The 18,973-nt window shown below is 67.6% G+C and carries 18 protein-coding genes, 1 tRNA gene and 1 pseudogene; 11 read left to right on the top strand and 9 right to left on the bottom strand.

The genetic code is table 11. The features are described 5' to 3' along the window. The first annotated feature begins 20 nt into the window (after positions 1 to 20). Positions 21 to 596 (top strand): PIN domain-containing protein, encoded by a 576-nt coding sequence (locus tag ACIQCZ_RS17105; protein WP_389792942.1) that lies wholly within the window; start codon positions 21 to 23, stop codon positions 594 to 596. 460 nt (positions 597 to 1,056) lie between these two features. On the opposite strand, the gene ACIQCZ_RS17100 is transcribed toward ACIQCZ_RS17105, so the two are convergent. Together ACIQCZ_RS17100 and ACIQCZ_RS17095 are read right to left on the bottom strand one after the other, a co-directional pair. After that, the gene (locus ACIQCZ_RS17100) at positions 1,057 to 1,854 is read right to left on the bottom strand and encodes a DUF6193 family natural product biosynthesis protein (RefSeq protein WP_402283066.1); all 798 of its coding nucleotides are present in this window, start codon (positions 1,852 to 1,854) and stop codon (positions 1,057 to 1,059) included. A 192-nt stretch (positions 1,855 to 2,046) separates the two neighbouring features. Further along, positions 2,047 to 2,886, bottom strand: a complete 840-nt coding sequence (locus ACIQCZ_RS17095) for a helix-turn-helix domain-containing protein (protein WP_402283065.1) — start codon at positions 2,884 to 2,886, stop codon at positions 2,047 to 2,049. Between the two features lie 130 nt (positions 2,887 to 3,016). Here ACIQCZ_RS17095 and ACIQCZ_RS17090 point away from each other — a divergent pair, with 130 nt between their 5' ends. Continuing rightward, positions 3,017 to 3,379: a VOC family protein gene (locus ACIQCZ_RS17090; protein ID WP_402283063.1), complete on the top strand. Its 363-nt coding sequence runs from the start codon at positions 3,017 to 3,019 to the stop codon at positions 3,377 to 3,379. A gap of 26 nt (positions 3,380 to 3,405) precedes the next feature. Continuing rightward, entirely contained in the window at positions 3,406 to 3,825 is a 420-nt protein-coding gene (locus ACIQCZ_RS17085) for an SRPBCC family protein (RefSeq protein ID WP_402283061.1), read from the top strand. Positions 3,826 to 4,154: 329 nt separating this feature from the next. Here the strand turns inward: ACIQCZ_RS17085 and ACIQCZ_RS17080 are convergent, their stop codons facing one another. The 3 genes from ACIQCZ_RS17080 to ACIQCZ_RS17070 form a co-directional block, all read right to left on the bottom strand. Next, a complete protein-coding gene (locus ACIQCZ_RS17080) occupies positions 4,155 to 4,826 on the bottom strand; it encodes a nucleotidyl transferase AbiEii/AbiGii toxin family protein (protein WP_402283059.1) in 672 nt (223 codons plus the stop codon). Continuing rightward, on the bottom strand, positions 4,823 to 5,170 hold the full coding sequence (locus tag ACIQCZ_RS17075) for a transcriptional regulator (protein ID WP_402283057.1): 348 nt from the start codon (positions 5,168 to 5,170) through the stop codon (positions 4,823 to 4,825). Before ACIQCZ_RS17075 ends, ACIQCZ_RS17080 begins: the two co-directional genes overlap by 4 nt. Positions 5,171 to 5,468: 298 nt before the next feature. Next, positions 5,469 to 5,720, bottom strand: coding sequence for a hypothetical protein (locus ACIQCZ_RS17070; protein WP_402283056.1), 252 nt, complete (start codon positions 5,718 to 5,720; stop codon positions 5,469 to 5,471). Positions 5,721 to 6,348: 628 nt separating this feature from the next. Between ACIQCZ_RS17070 and ACIQCZ_RS17065 the strand changes: the two genes are divergently transcribed. The 4 genes and pseudogenes from ACIQCZ_RS17065 (at position 6,349) to ACIQCZ_RS17050 (ending at position 9,975) form a co-directional block, all read left to right on the top strand. After that, on the top strand, positions 6,349 to 8,541 hold the full coding sequence (locus tag ACIQCZ_RS17065) for an N-6 DNA methylase (protein WP_402283055.1): 2,193 nt from the start codon (positions 6,349 to 6,351) through the stop codon (positions 8,539 to 8,541). Positions 8,542 to 8,614: 73 nt separating this feature from the next. Next, on the top strand, positions 8,615 to 8,836 hold the full coding sequence (locus ACIQCZ_RS17060) for a hypothetical protein (RefSeq protein ID WP_402283053.1): 222 nt from the start codon (positions 8,615 to 8,617) through the stop codon (positions 8,834 to 8,836). A 247-nt stretch (positions 8,837 to 9,083) separates the two neighbouring features. Continuing rightward, positions 9,084 to 9,815: pseudogene (locus ACIQCZ_RS17055) on the top strand (tyrosine-type recombinase/integrase); the annotation flags it as partial. Beyond that, entirely contained in the window at positions 9,814 to 9,975 is a 162-nt protein-coding gene (locus ACIQCZ_RS17050) for a hypothetical protein (protein WP_402283051.1), read from the top strand. The pseudogene ACIQCZ_RS17055 and the gene ACIQCZ_RS17050, both read left to right, overlap by 2 nt. Here the strand turns inward: ACIQCZ_RS17050 and ACIQCZ_RS17045 are convergent. Beyond that, a tRNA-Gly gene (locus ACIQCZ_RS17045) sits at positions 9,941 to 10,014 on the bottom strand. The genes ACIQCZ_RS17050 and ACIQCZ_RS17045 overlap by 35 nt on opposite strands. Before the next feature lie 467 nt (positions 10,015 to 10,481). Between ACIQCZ_RS17045 and dcd the strand changes: the two genes are divergently transcribed. Both dcd and ACIQCZ_RS17035 read left to right on the top strand, forming a co-directional pair. Then, complete coding sequence (dcd, locus tag ACIQCZ_RS17040) at positions 10,482 to 11,057, top strand: dCTP deaminase (protein WP_072487843.1); 576 nt, start codon at positions 10,482 to 10,484, stop codon at positions 11,055 to 11,057. Between the two features lie 6 nt (positions 11,058 to 11,063). Next, positions 11,064 to 11,564 carry a phosphoribosyltransferase gene (locus ACIQCZ_RS17035; RefSeq protein ID WP_402283049.1) on the top strand — a complete coding sequence of 167 codons (501 nt, stop codon included), beginning with the start codon at positions 11,064 to 11,066 and terminating at the stop codon, positions 11,562 to 11,564. A gap of 236 nt (positions 11,565 to 11,800) precedes the next feature. Here the strand turns inward: ACIQCZ_RS17035 and ACIQCZ_RS17030 are convergent, their stop codons facing one another. The 3 genes from ACIQCZ_RS17030 to ACIQCZ_RS17020 all read right to left on the bottom strand — a co-directional run bounded on the left by ACIQCZ_RS17030 (position 11,801) and on the right by ACIQCZ_RS17020 (position 16,030). Then, entirely contained in the window at positions 11,801 to 12,748 is a 948-nt protein-coding gene (locus ACIQCZ_RS17030; RefSeq protein WP_402283047.1) for a Yip1 family protein, read from the bottom strand. Between the two features lie 194 nt (positions 12,749 to 12,942). Continuing rightward, on the bottom strand, positions 12,943 to 15,225 hold the full coding sequence (locus ACIQCZ_RS17025) for a (Fe-S)-binding protein (RefSeq protein ID WP_402283046.1): 2,283 nt from the start codon (positions 15,223 to 15,225) through the stop codon (positions 12,943 to 12,945). A 97-nt stretch (positions 15,226 to 15,322) separates the two neighbouring features. Beyond that, positions 15,323 to 16,030: a sugar transferase gene (locus ACIQCZ_RS17020; protein WP_402283545.1), complete on the bottom strand. Its 708-nt coding sequence runs from the start codon at positions 16,028 to 16,030 to the stop codon at positions 15,323 to 15,325. A 442-nt stretch (positions 16,031 to 16,472) separates the two neighbouring features. On the opposite strand from ACIQCZ_RS17020, the gene dnaK reads away from it, so the two are divergent. Then, entirely contained in the window at positions 16,473 to 18,326 is a 1,854-nt protein-coding gene (gene dnaK, locus ACIQCZ_RS17015; protein WP_376277769.1) for a molecular chaperone DnaK, read from the top strand. Continuing rightward, positions 18,323 to 18,964, top strand: a complete 642-nt coding sequence (gene grpE / locus ACIQCZ_RS17010; RefSeq protein WP_402283045.1) for a nucleotide exchange factor GrpE — start codon at positions 18,323 to 18,325, stop codon at positions 18,962 to 18,964. The genes dnaK and grpE overlap by 4 nt, the downstream gene beginning before the upstream one ends. The last annotated feature ends 9 nt before the right edge of the window (positions 18,965 to 18,973 follow it).

The following is an 18,973-nucleotide window of genomic DNA, read 5'->3' as shown; positions in this document are numbered from 1 at the left end:
AGTGAAGAAAGAGGGGGAGCGTGGCAGCGCGGGTCTTTGTGGACACCAACGTCCTGTTTCCGTTCTCGGTCATGGACGTGATGCTGGCCCTCACCGAGGATGCTATCCACGAGATCGTGTGGTCCGAACGGCTGCTCGCGGAGTGGGAGCGGGTCATCGTCCGGGAGGGAAAGCGTTCGGCGAAGTCGGCTGCCGCAGTTGCCCAAGCCGTCCGGCGTTTCTTCCCCGACTGCGAGATCGAGACCGCGGTATACGGGCACCTCGTGGATGAAATGCCCGGTGATGACCCCGACGACCGGCATCACTCGGCGGCAGCGGTGGCGGCCGGTGCCGACGCCCTGATCACGTGGAACGTTGCCGACTTCCCTGCCGGTGATTTGGCCGAGCGCGGAGTGCGAGTGATCGACCCGGATTCGTACCTGTGCGGGCTGTACAAGGAGTTGCCGCACGAGGTCGCGGAGACGGTAGTCAGACTTGTCGGAGAGAAGCGCAACCCGCCAGTCACTCTCGCTGATGCCGTCGCCCGTCTCGCGAAGGCCGGCTTACCCGTCTTCGCTGACCTGCTGACAGGACACCTCGGGCACCGAATGAGGTGACGCGAGGGCTGGTGGTGCGGAGGTGGTGCCGAACCCCTGATGCGGACCAGACGGAAAAGAAGCCCCTGGCCGTCGGCCTGGGGCTTTTTCATGGAGCGGGTGACGAGAATCGAACTCGCGCTCCGAGCTTGGGAATCACCCGGCCCTGCTGTATCAACATGCCGCCTGAGCTGTACGAACGGGCTTGTGCTACCGGAATCCGAATGTCGTACAGGCGCCTGCGTTGACCGCTCTTTACCGTTGCTACTGGCACGTTGTGGCATGGTCACCGCTGGTGCGACCGAAGGATCGCCGCTTGGTGAGTGACGTTGGGGGGCGGGCTTCGTACCAATGGGGGTAGATCCCCGGTGATCTGCGGCATGGGCGCCGTCGTGCTGTGGTGGCGTGTCCGAGACCGGCAGTTCCATCTTGGGGCCATCGGCCGTCAGTCAGGTCTCCTCCCAGTGATCGGCCGCTTTCGTCAGCCGTCGACGTCACCGACCACTGGGGTCACGATGGCCGGCGGTTGCGGCCAGCCTCCTTCGATGGCCGGGCCACTACCTGCAGGAATGTTCGCGGCTATCAGCGCTGCGGCCTCGCGAGCGCCGAGGCGGGTTCCGAGCACACGTGACGGAATGTGCGGCGACCACAGCGAGCGGACGAGAACCACGTTCCACAGTCCATCTCCGCTCGGCACTGCCCGTGGAACCTCTTCGTAGAAGGGATCAGCCGTACTGCTGAGGAGGCTGAACTCCCCGTGCGAGGGAAACGGGAAGAACACGCGCAGGGCCGGCTGCGCATGCAGGGCCTCGGCCAGTTCGGCGTCGCCCAGCCTGATCGTCGGTGAGCGTTCCAGGGTCAGCCGCCATGCGGTCGAGACCACCATCCCCGGCGGTGCCGCTTCCAGCGGGTTCGCCGCGAGCAATGTCCACTCGCGCCGCAGTTGATCGATCGACGCCCCCTCACGCCAGGCGTGCAGGATGGCGTCGACTACCGCGATGTCACCGGTACTGCCGAAGGCTCCCCAAGGCCATCCGGAGTCCGTGGAGATCTCGATGCGGAATTCGCGTTCGTCAGCGTTTGTCGCGTATACGGCGAACCGTGCCTTGCCACGTGCACAGCATGCGGCGACCGCAGGGTCGTACCCCTCAACGGGATCCAGCGGTTCGGCACAGTGCCCGCGCCGAACCGCCTCGCGAGCCAGCGCTTCTCTCAGGCCACCTGGCGCAGCCAGCTCCGGATAGAGCTTGGGCAGCACTTCGCTTGAGCGTTCGGGCATGTGCACACCTTAGGTAGTGATAACGAGGCCAGGCGGGCTGATCGCGCCGAACCGTGAACGGGCGCGGTATCTGAGCTGGGCAAACGTTTGCTGTGGGCCGCGGGCGGGGTGGTTCGCCGCCCCCTTCTCGACTGCTGCGCACCGTACCTACCGGGACGTAGTGGCACGTGCCGGCCCCTGGCTGAGGGCCCTCTACCCGGCTATGTCCCCCTCAGGGTGCCCTGGGGTGAGGAGCCGCCGCAGTGCCGTCGGTGTGTGACCGAGGTAGTGGCGCATGGTCCGGGTGAGGTGGGCCTGGTCGGAGAAGCCCAGGTCGGCGGCGAGGGTGGCGAGGCCTTCCTCGCCCGCGTTCAGACGGTCGAGGGCGCGGCCGACACGGACCCGGTTGCGGTAACGGGTCAGGGAGACTCCCAGCACGTGGGTGAAGGCGCGGCTCAGACGGTAGGGCGAGACGCCGAGGAGCTCCGCGAGCGGCAGCAGTCCCTCGGAGGCGGGGTGGGCCTCGCCGATCGCCTGCCGGGCCGCGGCGACGAGCGGCCCCTCGTCCCGGCCGGGGCGCGTGCCGGTCGGGACCGCTCTGTCGACGGCCTGTCCGACGGTGGCGGAGAGCAGCCCGAGGAGTTCTTCGGTCACAGCGTGGTCCACGTCGCCGGTGCGGGCGGACGCGAGGACGCGGCGGCGGGCCAGGTCGAGGCGGGCGTCCACGTACACGCTCTGCCGAGCCGGGCGGGCGTCCTCGCCGGCCACGGCCCGCCACAGCGTGGGCGTCAGGCTGATCGAGGTGCACTCGTCGCCCCCGGCGGCCGGGTGCGCGAAACGCTCTTCCTCACCCGGCACACCGAGATAGCCCGTCGTCGGGTCGACCTCGGCCGGGGCGCCGGCCACCTGCCTGCGGAACCGGCCGCGCTGCACGAGCACCACCCGGTAGTCCTCGCGCACCTCCGTCTGCGACCAGTTGGTGTGGTCGTCCCGGCAGCTCACCGCAGTGATACGGAAGTCGGGCCGGGCGGCGAGGACGGTGGCGGTGAGCACTCTTCGACGCTACGCCGGGGGTCTGACATCGGCCCCCCCCCGCAAGGATCTTCAAGACCGGGATGGGGCGTGGCGAGCAAGCTGAGCGGCGTCGCACGTCATCCCGTACCGCGCTCAAGGAGCCACCGTCATGTCCGTTCTCGCGCAGATCAGCACCGTAGTCATCGATTGTGGAGACCCGGTTCGGCTCGCCGAGTTCTACAGGGAGGTCACCGGCTGGGAGATCACCTACAGCGGCGAGGACTACGCCTCCCTGGCCGGCGTGGAGCAGCCCGGCCTGGCGTTCGTACGCATCGAGGGCTACCAGGTCCCGGGCTGGCCCGACGATGCCAAGCACGCCCACCTCGACTTCACGGTCACCGACCTGGAGGAGGCGGCCGGCCGGATCCTCGCCCTCGGAGCGTTGAGGCCCGAGTTCCAGCCCGGCAAGGACCAGTGGGTCGTCCTCACCGATCCCGAGGGGCATCCGTTCTGCCTCACCACCGGCGCCTGACGCGTCCCTCGACAGGAGAAGGGCACATGGCTCACATCAACAAGGAATTCCTGATCGACAACTCCCCGGAAAACGTCTGGGCGGCCCTGCGCGAGGTCGGAGCCGTGCACCAGCGCCTGGTGCCGGGCTTCGTCACGGACACTCGCATGGAGGCGGACACCAGGATCGTGACCTTCGCGAACGGTGTGGTCGTGCACGAGCTGATCGTCGACATCGACGAGGCGTCCCGCCGGGTGGCCTACGCGGTGGTCGGCGGCTCGATGGCGCCGAAGCACCATCACGCCTCGATGCAGGTCCTCGCCGACACCGATGGGCGCAGCCGTTTCGTCTGGACGATCGACGTGACGCCGGAAGAACTCGCCGTCCCCATCGGTGAGATGGCTGAGCAAGGCTCGCGCATCATGCGGGAGACGCTGAAGGCCGCCCCGGGCCCGGCGGGCAGGTAGGAACCTCGGGACAGGTGGTGCAGAGGCGGTGCAAGGCGCTTAGACAGGTCTAGACAACAAACAAGGCCCTGGTCTCCGACCGGGGCCTTCATCATGGAGCGGGTGACGAGAATCGAACTCGCGCTCTGAGCTTGGGAATCACCGGCGCTTGCGCGGTTGGAACGCCTCTGGCCTGCATGTTTGGCTCGGAGCCATGAGACTGGCGTGGTCTCAGGGCGCCGTGCTTGACCGCTGGTGTCCACTCCGGAGGGCACGGATGGGGCACGGCAACTGAGGGTTGGGCAGTCGCGAACTGCATCCTTGCCGAGCGGTCGGCATCCCCGAGGTCGTCAGTCTTCGTGCGGAGCCTCAAGCTCCTGAAGCCGTTCACCGATGTCGTCGGCCCATGCCTGTGCCCACTGCCGCAACGCGATGATTGCTTGCTCGTCGAGCTCGTACGCGGCGAATTCCGTGTCGTCGATCCAGTCGGCTCCGCCCAGCCGTGCCTGAAGTTCGCTGAGGTCGAAAGAGTCGCGGGCGTGACGTCGTCCGAGCTCTTCGAGTTCGACGGGGCTCCAGCGGTTCGCGGCGGCCTGTACGTCGATCAGGTCCCTGGCGAGTCCACGGTCGGCCAGTGCGCGGACCTTGGTGCCGACGACATCTTCGAGTGACAGCACCAAGCCGTGCTCGGTGAGCACAGGAGGCCGCCATAGTGCCTCCTTGAGGATGTCGACCTCGCACTCTTCACGGCTGGCGGTATCGGTGACGATCAGGCGCGCGGACAGCGGGTCTGTCTCGAGGGCTCTTACGCGCCACCCGCGCTGCTCCAGTCCAGTGCGCACGGCAGTAGCGATGTCTTCCATACGGCCTGGGTTCTCGGTCGCGACATCGAGGTCCTGGCTGAGCCGGTCGACCAGGCCGTGTGCTTGGACCGCGTAGCCACCGGTGAGCGCCAGAGGGTAATTACCGCCCACGGCGAGCACGTCTGCAAGCAGGCGGCGGTGCAGTTCTGTGAGGTTCACGCAGCGGCCTGGGCGCTGTCGGCCAGTTCACCGAAGGCGCTCTCCCAGACCTCGCGGACATCCCGGCTGACCAGTGTGCGCAATGTGGGCCACAGGCCGACGAGAAGGTCCTGGTCGAGGTACTGGACCAGGTCGTCGTGCTGGCCCTCGGCCAGGACGATGCGGTAGTAGCTCATCCGCAGCCGGGGCCGGTCGAGGTCGAACGTGGTCAGCCCTGACCACGCAAGGTGGAGCGGCAGGCGTACCGGGCCGTGCTTGGGACCGGCAAGCTCGGAGAGCGCTGCGGGCAGGCGCCGGGCGAACTTGGCACGACGGAGATCGGAGGGACGAGGCTGTGATGCCATACATCGATTATCCAGGAAGAGCCGACGATGAGCCGCTCGGTCCGCAGACACCACTCCTGTGAGCAGGAGACCGGTCCGCTGCCCCGCCGGCGGCGCCCATCGGGTTGTGCAAGTCCACCACGGCGAGAGGGATGACGACAATGCGGCCGAAGGCCCACAACAGGTTGCCGCGGATGGTGGCGCGGGCGCGTCGGGCGAGGGTGGTGTCGGGGGTGCCGATGGCGACAAGGGTGCTGGTGCCTATCGCGGTGCCGAGGTCGGCCCCGGCGAGCGCCGCCGCGTCGTAGACGCGGCCCCCCTACAGCCGCGACCCGTTTCCCCTCCGCACGCAGCGCGCGGACGAGGTTCCGCTTCGAGCTCGGGGACCGACGGCTCCCAGCACCAGCGTGATGCCCGCCAGAGCGCCCACGACGATCGAGAGCGTCTGGCCACTGGTCCGGCTGACGGAGTACGCGACGATACCGGCCACCGCACCGACCAGACCCGCGAGCGTCGCCCGCGCCGAGATCCGGGCGGCTGGCCCCCATGCGCCATTGCGACGTGTCGTCACAAGAATCTCCCCTGACTCCCTGTCGGCCCCCGACAGAGCTGAGTCACCGCCGATGCCTTCAACACCCTTCGCCCCGAGGGGTATACGGAACAAGAAGGAACCAGCCGCACGGCCGTCTCCACCTCCGTACCGCGATGCGCGGTACGGAGGAATCACCTGTACCCGGCCATCGAGAGTGGGCTCGAAGGCGTCCTGCTCGACGCCGAAGTGGCTGTTGCCCTCCTCGGTAACCCCGCACGCAACTGACATGCAAGGAGACTGACTCAAGAATTCTGTTAACCCATGTAATCGAGGAACCTGGCTGGAGGGTCCGGTCGTAGAAGCGTTGATGGGCCCGTTTTCACATGCTTTTTCGTCTCTGCTGTGATCGTGGCGGGGTAGATCGCCTACCGCTCCGCCAAGGCGGACAGAGTGAGCACTGTGAATGCGCGTTTGGCCCGCGTGTCTTCTTCCTCGTACGGTCCTCACATCGGAAGCTCAACTGGCCCAACCGTCAGGAGCCACCATGCAGTTGGCACACGATGAACAAACCGGTCTTGTTACCCGAACCCAGATCGCGGAGCGCGCGGGCGTGAGGCGCCCGGCCGTATCGAACTGGGCCCGGCGGCACAAAGACTTTCCCACCCCTGTGCGCTCCGGCGATACGGAGCTCTTCCACGAGGCCGAGATCGCGCGGTGGCTGATGAACCGCACCGTTCCTCAATCCCAGTTGCTCGACGGGGAGCAGGCGGGAACCACCTACGCCGACCGATTCCGCCGGACCAGCGGTGACCGACCGCCTGCGGAACCGAAAGCCGTGGGGAGCAGCGCTCAGCGCACCGGGACCGAGGACAAGAAGGCCGTCGATCAGCTGATGGGCCGACTCGCGGACCGGGTCCGAGGCCCGGCGACGATGGCGGACTTCGTGAATCTCTGTCTCATCGTGATGTACGTACGACATGCGGAACCGGACCAGTGGCGCCGGATCGAGGACGCCATGTCGGCAGGTCGAGGGGCCCGGGACGTGCAATCGCTGCTCCGTTCCCTCGGCGACATGGCCCAGGACACGCTGCGCCGGAACGGTGACCGCACCGACATGCGCAGCAGCTTGCTGCAACTGGAACCGCGGAGCTGGGACGACCTCACCACGGCAGTACGGACGGCGGCCGGCACAGGCGTTGGGGCGTTCCAGCTCGTGTGGGAGTCGTTCAGCGCCCGGGAAGGGCTGCAAAGCTCGGAGTTCTGCAGCCCGGTGGGCCTGGCCTCGTTGTCCGCGGAACTTGTACTGACCCCGGGGCAGGAGGCCACGGTGCTGGACCCCTACACGAGGGGCGGAGAGATGCTGGCGGCTGCGTGTCGGCACATCGGAGGCGCGCGGGGGACCGTGTACGGCGAGACCCTCAACAGCCGGCTGCAAGCGGTCGCGAGTCTGTACCTTCTCCACCTCGGCGTACGACCGAAACTGACCAGCACCCGGTCCGACCGATGGCCGCCGAACCGCGAACACGGTGCCGACGTGGTGCTGACGAACCCTCCGTTCAACATGAGCGACGCACCCGGCCCCGGGCGCCGGACGGGAAACTGGCCATACGGACCACCACCACAGGGCAACGACAATTTCGCCTGGGTGCAGTACGTCCTCGGTGCGCTGGTACTCGGCGGTCGAGCCGCGGTGGTCATGCCGGTGAAGGCAGGCAACTCGGTGAACATCGCCGAGCGCAAGATTCGCCGCGCCCTTGTCCGCAGTGGGGCTGTGGAGTGCGTCATCACGCTGCCGTCCCATCTGTTCTCCGCGACACCCGTGCCGGTTTCCCTGTGGTTGCTGCGACGTGTGGAGCATCCGGTGAGAGAAGACGTCTTGTTCGTCGATGCCCAGGAGTTGGGCACAAAGGTCCGGCGTCGGCGAGTGCTGCGCGACACGGACTGCGATGCGATCACGGCCGTGGTCCGCCCGTGGCTCGACGGAGAGCAGCGCCCGGACGGTGAGGAGTACGCGGCGCGCGCTGCCGACCGGGGCTTGTCGGCTGTCGTGGTGGCCCGCGCGGTCATCGCCGACGAGGAGTGCTCGCTGCGCCCCGCCGATTACTTGGGGGGCGGAAACTACGGCGCTGCCCCCGTTGCGGCCCAGTTGCGCGCAGCCAGTGAGGAGGCGGCAGGGCATACGGACATGCTTCGCCTGCTGGAGCAGCGATCGGTGGAAACGGGTAGCGGCTACCGCACGGGCTCGGGACCCGTCGGCTGGAACGCGGCAGTTCTCAAGGACCTGTGCGAGATCCGGCCCGGTCCGTCATACACCCGCCTTCCAGCGGGGGCACGCACGGCGGACGCCGGTATTCCTCTTGTCTTCCCGCAGGATCTCGTCGGAGGCAAGATCGCGGACGAACCCCAGAACCGCGTGCCGTGGCAGACGGCCGAGCGCTTCAAGAAGTTCGAGTTGCTCCCCAGCGACATCGTCTGCGTGCGTACGGGGGCCCAGCAGCAACCCGCGCTGGTCTCCGGCCCACAGGCCGGATGGCTGCTCAGCTCGAACGTGATGCGTCTGCGCGTACGTCCGAATGCCGAGATCGACCCCCTGTACCTCCACGCGTACTTGGGCCTCCGGTACGCGCGCGAGTGGATGTCTCACCGTGCCGCGGCCACGGCAGCCCCCTCGCTTAGCTCTGCGGCTCTGGGCCACCTTCCCGTGCGCTTTCCGCCGATCGGGCAGCAGCGGCGGAGCGTGGATCTTCTCGGCGAGCTCGGCCGACGCGCCGATGCGTACGCCTCGTACGTCTCGGCACTTGGTCGGCTGCGGGCCGAACTCGCCGAACACCTGCTGCACGGCTCGGTCGAGCCGCTGTGACGGCCTGCCACCGCTGATCTTTCCCACCCGTCCTTCCTCCTTCTCGCCCGTGACCCTCGAAAGGATCGAGTCCATGTCCGAATCGACAGTCCGTTCCGGACGTACGTGGCAGCTGTGGCTGGCGCTGTACGTTGCCTGCTCCATGGTGGTCGGCCTCGCCGTGAGCATGTTGGTACTCCAGTCAGGCGTTGGCGCCACTGATGTCGTTCTGGCAGGGGGAGGCGGCTTCGCGACCTCCTTCGCCCTGTGCCTCGCACTGCCCGCGGCCGTGCGCGAACTCAAACGACAGAGCTGACCCGGACCGGCCGTCCGCGCGGCTGAGCCCGGTCGACGGGGATCCTCAGGCCACGGATGCTGCGAAGTCGGCGACAGCCTTCCGTAACGGCTCGGGTCCGCGTACCGCCTCAGGCTGAACGACACCGGCCGTCCGGGGTTGCCGCCCCATCAGCCGAGCCAGGAGAGAACCCCTGCTTGCGCCAGACCGCGATACCCCACGTCTCCGCCCAGCCCCGCGCCGCGAAGGAGGTGAACAAGAACGACCGGACGAGCTGTACCGCCGCCTGCTGCGGCTGCACATCCTGCCCTTCTTCGGCGAGATGGATCTGGACGAGATCCGCCCACCGGTCGTCCGGACGTGGCGGGCCGAGCGCCTGGCCGCCACCAGCGCGACGACCGTTGCCAAGTCCTACCACCTGCTCAAGGCGATCATGGAGACGGCGGCGGACGACGAACTGATTCGCCGCAACCCGTGCCGGATCAAGGGCGCGGGAAGTGAGAAGGCGAAGGAACGGTCGACAGCCACGGTGGAGCAGGTCGACGCTCTCGCCGAGGCCATCGGCCCCCGGTGGCGGCTGATGGTCTACCTCGGCGCGCGCGGCCCCATGAGGCCGGAGGAACAGGCCGAGCTGCGCCGCAAGGATGTGAACCTGGACGAGATGACCATCCGGGTACGCATGGCCGCACCCGAGCTGACCACTGGGCGCCGCGCTCCCGGCGACACCAAGTCGGAAGCGGGCAAGCGGGTCGTGGTCCTGCCGGCCTTTCTCCGGACCGACCTACGACGTCACCTGGACTGGTACGCGGAGAAGGGGCCGGACGGACTTCTGTTCGTGGGGGAGAAGGGCAAGCCGTTCCGGCGATCCACCTTCGGGCGGAAATGGCGCAGGGCTCGCGCGCTCGTCGGCATGCCGGACGGCTTTCGTTTCTACGACCTTCGTCACACCGGGCACACCCTGGCCACGCGGTCCGGGGCCACAATCAAGGACACGATGGTTGAGCGGACTGAACGACCTCGTGCGCGCCGCCCGCGAGAGGGCCAAGGAGAAGCCTTCTGGTGCGGGACGCTTGAACTGGTCCAGACAACAAAGAAGCCCCCGGCCGCTGGCCTGGGGCTTTTTCATGGAGCGGGTGACGAGAATCGAACTCGCGCTCTGAGCTTGGGAAGCTCATGTTCTACCATTAAACTACACCCGCGTAACGCACCGATCGATCCGCTGCGTATCGTCACACACTGTACCCCATGCCAGGTCCCCGGCGTTCGAGCCGTGGGGCCCTTTTGTTGTGGGGGAGGGTGGATGCGGTTGCTGTGGGCGGGAGTTGGGGGCGTAGCGTGGGTGGTCGGAGTGCCGCCTGGAGTGGCGTCCTGTTCATCCCCTAATGTGGCTTTCTCGTCCAAGGCTTGTTGGGGAAGGGACTTGATGGACTCCATGGAGCGCACCGTCGTCCGCTGTGCCGAAGGGCACGTTTTCGCTACCGCTTCGTTCCCGATGCAGCAGCTCGGGTCCGGGCGGATCGGTCCCGGGCGGCTCATTCGCTGTCCTCGTTGTGCGCGGTTGCGGCATGCCGTGCCCGTGGTGTTCGAGGAGCGGTAGCGGCGGTGTCGGGCGCGCGGGGCGGTCCCGGATTGGGGCGGGCCCGCGCGTTCTGCGTATCCTCGGGGCGTGCTTCTCTCAGACAAGGACATCCGGGCCGAGATCGACGCCGGACGTGTTCGCATTGATCCGTTCGACGCATCGATGGTGCAGCCCTCCAGCATCGATGTGCGGCTCGACCGCTATTTCCGGGTGTTCGAGAACCACCGCTATCCGCATATCGACCCGGCCGTCGAGCAGGCCGATCTGACGCGCATGGTCGAGCCGGACGGGGACGAGGCGTTCATTCTGCACCCCGGTGAGTTCGTGCTCGCTTCGACGTACGAGGTCATTTCGCTTCCCGACGATCTTGCGTCGCGGCTGGAGGGGAAGAGTTCGCTGGGCCGGCTCGGTCTGGTGACGCATTCGACCGCCGGGTTCATCGACCCCGGTTTCTCCGGTCATGTGACCCTGGAACTGTCGAATCTCGCGACGCTGCCCATAAAGCTGTGGCCGGGGATGAAGATCGGGCAGCTGTGCATGTTCCGGCTGAGCTCGCCCTCGGAGTTCCCGTACGGCTCCGAGCGGTACGGATCGCGTTATCAGGGCCAGCGCGGGCCGACCGCGTCGCGGTCGTTCATGAACTTCCACCGGACGCAGGTGTGATGCCCGATGAGTGCTGAGGTGCGGGAGAATCTGACGTACGACGGCTTCGGCCATGCCGTGCGTGAGCTGGCGCAGGCCGTGGCCGACGACGGGTTCGAGCCCGATGTCGTGCTGAGCATCGCGCGGGGCGGGGTGTTCGTCGCGGGTGGGCTCGCCTACGCCCTGGACTGCAAGAACATTCATCTGGTGAATGTGGAGTTCTACACCGGTGTGGGCACCACCTTGGAAATGCCGGTCATGCTGGCACCCGTGCCGAACGTCATCGACTTCTCGGACAAGAAGGTCCTGATCGCCGACGATGTCGCCGACACCGGGAAGACGCTGAAGCTGGTGCGCGATTTCTGCATCGATCATGTTGCGGAGGTGCGCAGCGCGGTCATCTACGAGAAGTCGCATTCACTCGTGAAGTGCGAGTACGTGTGGAAGAAGACCGATCGCTGGATCAATTTCCCGTGGAGCGTGGAGAAGCCCGTCGTGCGACGCAGCGGGCAGATTCTCGACGCCTGACGCGCGAAACTCCGTGCGTGCGTGATGCCCGGTGGACGGTGGCCCGACGGCCCGGGTGAGTGATGCCACTCCGGCCGGTGCGGGACGGGTGCCGGTCGTAAGGACGGATGGACGGATGGACGGACCGAAAACCCCCGGCGCTCGTGCGCCGGGGGTTATCTTCTTGTCCGGGTTCTGTCTGTCCTTCGACGGGACCGTTTCCCGCCGACGGGACCGTTTTCCCGCGGGCGGGACCGTCAGATCGTGCCGAGCTTGATGATCGACAGCAGCGCGATCAGCTGGATCGCGGAGGCGCCCAGCGCCTTCGGCCACGGCAGGTCGTGCGATTTGCTCACCATCGAGGTGAAGAGCGCGGCCGAGGCCAGCCAGGTGATCCAGCCGAGGATCTGGACCAGGGAGTTCTCGCCCCCGAGGAAGAGGGCGAATATCAGGCGGGGCGCGTCCGTGATCGACATGATCAGCATGGAGAGGCCCACGGTCGGCTGCCAGGAGCCGTCGCCCCCGAGCTGGCGGGCGAGGGTGTGCGTGACCGCGCCGAGGACCAGACCGCCGATGACGAAGCCGATGCCCGTGATGACGACGTAGGGGACCGCGGTGGAGATCGTCGCGTTGATCGCGTCGTCCCGGGCCTGGTCGAAGCCGAAGAGGGCGAGCAGGCCGTACAGGAACGTGACGATGAGCGCCGGGCCCCAGACCGGGTAGTCGCGCATCTGCCAGAACGTCGGTCCCGGGCGCAGCACGATGCCGCTGAGCAGGTCCTTCCACGGCAGCCGCGGGCCTGCGGGCTGCGCGGGGGCCTGGCCGGCGCGGTAGGTGTTGGAGTCGCCGTACGGGTCCTCACCGATGCTGAACGCCTGGGTGTGGCCGGGGGAGTTGGCATACGGGTCGCCCTGCTGGGGGGACCCGTGGGGGTGGTGGGGCTGTTGGTACGGGTCGCCGAAGTACTCCGGCTCCCCGTGGCCGCCACCGTGGTAGCCGTTGCCGTTCCCGTAGCCGCCGTTGTGGCCGCCGTGGCGCCCACCGTTGTCGTACGGGGGCGGGGCGGCGTTGCCTCCCGTCGGCGGCCAGGGCTGCTGCCCGTACGGCGGCGGTGCCTGTGTGCCGTACGGCTGCTGCCGCGGTTGCTGTTGCCCTTGCTGCGAGGTGCGGTTGTCCCGGCCGCGTCCGATCCTGAATCCAGCCACGTCATCGAACGTACCTGGTCCGAGTGGGCGCGGTGAGAGGGCCTGGGGAACCTGCCCGCCATTGCGGCCGAGCTGTGACATCCCCTAGGGGAACCCCGGGGGGTTGCCCCACGTGCGACGCGGCACGCAAGGCAGAAGCGGCCGGTCCTGCCCCCGAGGCAGGTCCGGCCGCTTCTGTCGCACGACAGCCCGAGCTACTTCACCGGCTCCGGCTCCGGTGCGTCCGCCGACTCCGTCTCGCCGGCCGGGTCGGCCGGAGTCTTCACGGAGTCCAGCAGCAGCTGCGACACGTCGACCACCTGGACCGACTCCTTCGCCTTGCCGTCGTTCTTCTTGCCGTTGACCGAGTCGGTCAGCATGACCAGGCAGAACGGGCAGGCGGTGGAGACGATGTCGGGGTTCAGGGACAGGGCCTCGTCGACGCGCTCGTTGTTGATGCGCTTGCCGATCCGCTCCTCCATCCACATTCGGGCGCCACCGGCACCGCAGCAGAAGCCGCGCTCCTTGTGGCGGTGCATCTCCTCGTTCCTGAGGCCCGGGACCTTCGCGATGATCTCGCGCGGCGGGGTGTAGATCTTGTTGTGACGGCCCAGGTAGCACGGGTCGTGGTACGTGATCAGGCCCTCGACCGGGGTCACCGGGATCAGCCTGCCCTCGTCGATGAGGTGCTGGAGCAGCTGGGTGTGGTGGATGACCTCGTACTCGCCGCCGAGCTGCGGGTACTCGTTGGCGATGGTGTTGAAGCAGTGCGGGCAGGTCGCGACGATCTTCTTGAGCGACTTCGCCTTCTTCGTCGAGTCGTCCACGCCCCCGTCCTCGTCGAGGGACTCGCCGAACGCCATGTTCAGCATGGCCACGTTCTCCTGGCCGAGCTGCTGGAACAGCGGCTCGTTGCCCAGGCGGCGGGCCGAGTCACCGGTGCACTTCTCGTCGCCGCCCATGATCGCGAACTTGACGCCCGCGATGTGGAGGAGCTCCGCGAAGGCCTTCGTGGTCTTCTTGGCCCGGTCCTCGAGCGCGCCCGCGCAGCCGACCCAGTACAGATAGTCGACCTCGGACAGGTCCTCGACGTCCTTGCCGACGATCGGCACCTCGAAGTCGACCTCCTTGGTCCACTCGACGCGCTGCTTCTTGGCCAGCCCCCAGGGGTTGCCCTTCTTCTCCAGGTTCTTGAGCATGGTGCCCGCCTCGGACGGGAACGCGGACTCGATCATCACCTGGTAGCGGCGCATGTCGACGATGTGGTCGATGTGCTCGATGTCGACCGGGCACTGCTCCACACACGCACCGCAGGTGGTGCAGGACCACAGCACGTCCGGGTCGATGACGCCGTTCTCCTCGACCGTGCCGATCAGCGGGCGCTCGGCCTCGGCCAGGGCGGCGGCCGGTACGTCCTTCAGCTGCTCCTCGGACGCCTTCTCGTTGCCCTCCATGTCCTTGCCGCCGCCGGCCAGCAGATACGGGGCCTTGGCGTGCGCGTGGTCGCGCAGCGACATGATCAGGAGCTTCGGGGAGAGCGGCTTGCCCGTGTTCCAGGCCGGGCACTGCGACTGGCAGCGACCGCACTCCGTGCACGTGGAGAAGTCGAGGATGCCCTTCCAGGAGAACTGCTCGACCTGGGAGACACCGAAGACGTCGTCCTCGCCCGGGTCCTCGAAGTCGATCTCCTTGCCGCCGGAGGTCATGGGCTGGAGCGCGCCGAGCGCGACCGCGCCGTCCGCGTTCCGCTTGAACCAGATGTTCGGGAAGCCGAGGAAGCGGTGCCAGGCGACACCCATGTTGGTGTTGAGCGAGACGGTGATCATCCAGATCAGCGAGGTGCCGATCTTGATCATCGCGACGAAGTAGATGAGGTTCTGCAGCGTGCCGAGCGCGAGGCCCTTGAAGGCGAGGACCAGCGGGTACGAGATGAAGTACGCGGCCTCGTAGCTCCCGACGTGGTGGATCGCGCCCTCGAGGCCGCGCAGGGTCAGGATCGCCAGGCCGATGATGAGGATGACGTACTCGACGAAGTACGCCTGCCACGCCTTGGAACCCGTGAAGCGGGACTTGCGGCCGGCCCGGGAGGGCAGGTTCAGCAGCCGGATGGCGATCAGCACGAGGATGCCGACCGTCGTCATCAGGCCGATGAACTCGGTGTACATCTCGAACGGCAGCCAGTTGCCGATGATCGGCAGGACCCAGTCGGCCTTGAAGAGCTGCCCATACGCCTGCAGCAGCGTCGGCGGCAGCGTCAGGAAGCCGATGGCGACGAACCAGTGCGCGAAGCCGACGATCCCCCACCGGTTCATCCGGGTGTGGCCGAGGAACTCCTTGACCAGGGTGATCGTGCGCTGCTTCGGGTTGTCGGTGCGGCTGCCCGCCGGGACCGGCTGTCCGAGCGTGACGAACCGGTAGATCTGCGCGACGGCTCGGGCGATGAGCGCAACGCCGACCACAGTCAGCACCAGCGACACGATGATCGCGGCGAGTTGCATTTGGGGGCTCCTCGGGCCTGCGAGGGTGGGATCCAGCGTCTGCGGACACTGGGACTACTAAGCAGTAACTTAATCAGTCTGTGCTGACACTATCCACTTATTCCGCCGCGCTGTAGCCGGACCGGCGGTGATCTGTGTCGCTCAGGTGTGCCTTGCCGCGTCGGGTGAGTCCGCGGACCGCCCGGTGCAGCGGAGTGTGTACGGCTCTCGCCAGGATGGCGAGGTCGAGTCCCACCCAGTGGTGCTCGGCGTAGTGCTGGTCGAGCAGGGCGGGTTCGTCCCACGGCATGCCGGAGCGGGAGCGTACCTGCGCGAGGCCGGTGAGGCCCGGTCTCAGTTCCTGCCGCCAGTCTCTCGCGGCGGGGACGGTGGCGGTTCCCGGGGGCTTCGTGGTGGCGGTGGCGGTGGCGGTGGCGGTGGCTGTGGGGTCGGAGGGGTCGGCGGAGTCGGCGGCCTCGGGGGGTCCGGCCGTCCCGGCTCGGGCCTCGTCCGGCGTCAGGGGTTCCGGGCCGACCAGTGACAGCTCCCCCCTTACGACGTGCGGCAGCCGGGAGAGCAGGTCCAGCCGCAGCCGGCGGGTGCGCAGCGAGCGCAGTACGAAGAGGTGACCGCCCAGGCCGATCCGGGTCGAGCGGGTCAGGACGCCGCCGGGAGGACGTCGTGCGGCGAGGGTGAGGGCGCCCGCGGCGAGCAGGGGGGCGGCGAGGGTCAGCAGGATCGAGCCGAGGGTCAGATCCAGTACGCGCTTGGCCGACGGCCACTCCCACTGTCGCACGCGCGTACGGGCCGACGAGAGGGCCGACAGGAGGCCCGGCGGGAGAACCGGCGTGCCCGCCGAGGTGCAGGCGGTCGCGTGGGCCCGCAGGTACGCCGACATGCGGCCCGGCCCGCGGTCGGACAGGTCGCCCGGCAGGCGTGCCGCGGCGCGCGCCGGGACGCGGCCCATGGAACGGTCCATCGGCCGGCCCTGTCTCTGTCTCTGCATCGTTCGCACCTGCCTGAGGTGGGGTGGATCGACTGCCGGTTTTGTGTGGCTCACGGCAATTTGTGACAGAACGATCCCACGACGCGATGATGGGGGCGGGTTGCCCGGCCCGCGAGGGGTCGGTGTCGTCCGGGATCATCTGCCGCGCGTCAGGTGCATGCACGATAGTTGAGTCGGCCCGACTCAAGTCTGTTGACACTGGGACCGGCGTCATGCATCCTTGAGTCAGTTCCACTCAAGTAGTCAAGCTGGAGGAATTGAAATGGCACGTGCGGTCGGCATCGACCTGGGCACGACTAACTCCGTCGTCAGCGTTCTCGAAGGCGGCGAGCCCACCGTCATCACCAACGCAGAGGGCGCCAGGACCACGCCGTCCGTCGTCGCCTTCGCGAAGAACGGCGAGGTGCTGGTCGGCGAGGTCGCCAAGCGCCAGGCGGTGACCAACGTCGACAGGACCATCCGCTCCGTCAAGCGCCACATGGGCACTGACTGGAAGATCGACCTGGACGGCAAGAGCTTCAACCCGCAGCAGATGAGCGCCTTCATCCTGCAGAAGCTGAAGCGGGACGCCGAGTCCTACCTGGGCGAGAAGGTGACCGACGCGGTCATCACCGTTCCCGCGTACTTCAACGACTCCGAGCGTCAGGCGACGAAGGAGGCCGGCGAGATCGCGGGCCTGAACGTCCTGCGTATCGTCAACGAGCCGACCGCCGCCGCGCTGGCGTACGGGCTCGACAAGGACGACCAGACGATCCTCGTCTTCGACCTCGGCGGTGGCACCTTCGACGTGTCGCTGCTGGAGATCGGCGACGGCGTCGTCGAGGTGAAGGCCACCAACGGTGACAACCACCTCGGTGGTGACGACTGGGACCAGCGCGTCGTCGACTACCTGGTGAAGCAGTTCGCCAACGGCCACGGCGTGGACCTGTCCAAGGACAAGATGGCTCTCCAGCGTCTGCGCGAGGCCGCGGAGAAGGCGAAGATCGAGCTCTCGTCCTCGACCGAGACCACGATCAACCTGCCCTACATCACGGCGTCCGCCGAGGGCCCGCTGCACCTGGATGAGAAGCTCACGCGCTCGCAGTTCCAGCAGCTGACCGCCGACCTGCTGGAGCGGTGCAAGACCCCGTTCCACAACGTCGTCAAGGACGCGGGCATCCAGCTCTCCGAGATCGACCACGTCGTGCTCGTCGGTGGTTCGACCCGCATGCCGGCCGTCGCCGAGCTCGTCAAGGAGCTGACCGGTGGCCAGGAGGCCAACAAGGGTGTGAACCCGGACGAGGTCGTCGCCATCGGTGCCTCGCTCCAGGCCGGTGTCCTCAAGGGCGAGGTCAAGGACGTCCTGCTGCTCGACGTCACCCCGCTGTCCCTCGGTATCGAGACCAAGGGCGGCATCATGACGAAGCTCATCGAGCGCAACACCACGATCCCGACCAAGCGCTCCGAGATCTTCACGACGGCCGAGGACAACCAGCCGTCCGTGCAGATCCAGGTCTACCAGGGCGAGCGCGAGATCGCGGCGTACAACAAGAAGCTCGGCATGTTCGAGCTGACCGGCCTGCCGCCCGCCCCGCGCGGTGTCCCGCAGATCGAGGTCGCCTTCGACATCGACGCGAACGGCATCATGCACGTCGCCGCCAAGGACCTCGGCACCGGCAAGGAGCAGAAGATGACCGTCACCGGCGGCTCCTCGCTGCCGAAGGACGAGGTCAACCGGATGCGCGAAGAGGCCGAGAAGTACGCCGAGGAGGACCACGCCCGCCGCGAGGCCGCCGAGTCGCGCAACCAGGGCGAGCAGCTCGTCTACCAGACGGAGAAGTTCCTCAAGGACAACGAGGACAAGGTCCCCGGTGACGTGAAGACGGAGGTGGAGACCGCGCTCACCGAGCTGAAGGAGAAGCTCAAGGGCGACGACACCGCCGAGATCCGCACGGCCACCGAGAAGGTCGCGGCCGTCTCCCAGAAGCTGGGCCAGGCGATGTACGCCAACGCCCAGGCCGAGGGCGGCCCGCAGGGCGACCAGCAGCCGGGCGCCCAGCAGGCCAAGGCCGACGACGATGTCGTCGACGCCGAGATCGTGGACGACGAGAAGGACGCGAAGGGCGGTGCGGTGTGACCGAGGAGACTCCGGGCTTCGAGGAGAAGCCCGACGTCCCCTCCGGCGCCACCCCCGGCGGAGCCGAGCCGAAGGACGCCGCTTCCTCTCCGGAGGAGGAGGCGTCCCCGGACGGGGACGCAGCACAGACAGCCGGCCTGACGGCCCAGCTGGACCAGGTCCGCACCGCGCTCAGTGAGCGCACGGGCGACCTCCAGCGGCTCCAGGCTGAGTACCAGAACTACCGCCGCCGTGTCGAGCGGGACCGGGCCACGGTCAAGGAGATCGCCGTAGCGGGTCTCCTGTCCGAGCTCCTGCCCGTGCTCGACGACGTCGGCCGGGCCCGCGATCACGGCGAGCTCGTGGGCGGGTTCAAGTCGGTGGCCGAATCCCTGGAGACGGTCGTCGCCAAGCTGGGCCTGCAGCAGTTCGGCAAGGAGGGCGAGCCCTTCGACCCGACGATCCATGAAGCCCTGATGCACTCGTACGCGCCGGATGTCACCGAGACGACCTGCGTGGCGATCCTGCAGCCGGGGTATCGGATCGGCGAACGCACCATCCGCCCCGCGCGGGTGGCGGTGGCCGAACCCCAGCCGGGTGCGGCAGCCAAGGAAGAGAAGGCAACCGACGAGGAGAGCGGTGGCACCGAGGAGGTCTGACATCCCGTC

It is taken from the genome of Streptomyces sp. NPDC093149 (assembly GCF_044754145.1).
GTDB lineage: Bacteria > Actinomycetota > Actinomycetes > Streptomycetales > Streptomycetaceae > Streptomyces.
The sequence above is the reverse complement of the archived record's forward strand: the minus strand, read 5'-3'. Positions and strand labels throughout refer to the sequence as shown.

Coding starts and splice junctions, on each gene's coding strand:
- ACIQCZ_RS17100 (WP_402283066.1), bottom strand. CDS start 1,854: ATGCCCGAACGCTCAAGCGAAGTGCTGCCCAAGCTCTATCCGGAGCTG.
- ACIQCZ_RS17090 (WP_402283063.1), top strand. CDS start 3,017: ATGTCCGTTCTCGCGCAGATCAGCACCGTAGTCATCGATTGTGGAGAC.
- ACIQCZ_RS17085 (WP_402283061.1), top strand. CDS start 3,406: ATGGCTCACATCAACAAGGAATTCCTGATCGACAACTCCCCGGAAAAC.
- ACIQCZ_RS17075 (WP_402283057.1), bottom strand. CDS start 5,170: ATGGCATCACAGCCTCGTCCCTCCGATCTCCGTCGTGCCAAGTTCGCC.
- ACIQCZ_RS17060 (WP_402283053.1), top strand. CDS start 8,615: ATGTCCGAATCGACAGTCCGTTCCGGACGTACGTGGCAGCTGTGGCTG.
- ACIQCZ_RS17035 (WP_402283049.1), top strand. CDS start 11,064: ATGAGTGCTGAGGTGCGGGAGAATCTGACGTACGACGGCTTCGGCCAT.
- ACIQCZ_RS17025 (WP_402283046.1), bottom strand. CDS start 15,225: ATGCAACTCGCCGCGATCATCGTGTCGCTGGTGCTGACTGTGGTCGGC.
- dnaK (WP_376277769.1), top strand. CDS start 16,473: ATGGCACGTGCGGTCGGCATCGACCTGGGCACGACTAACTCCGTCGTC.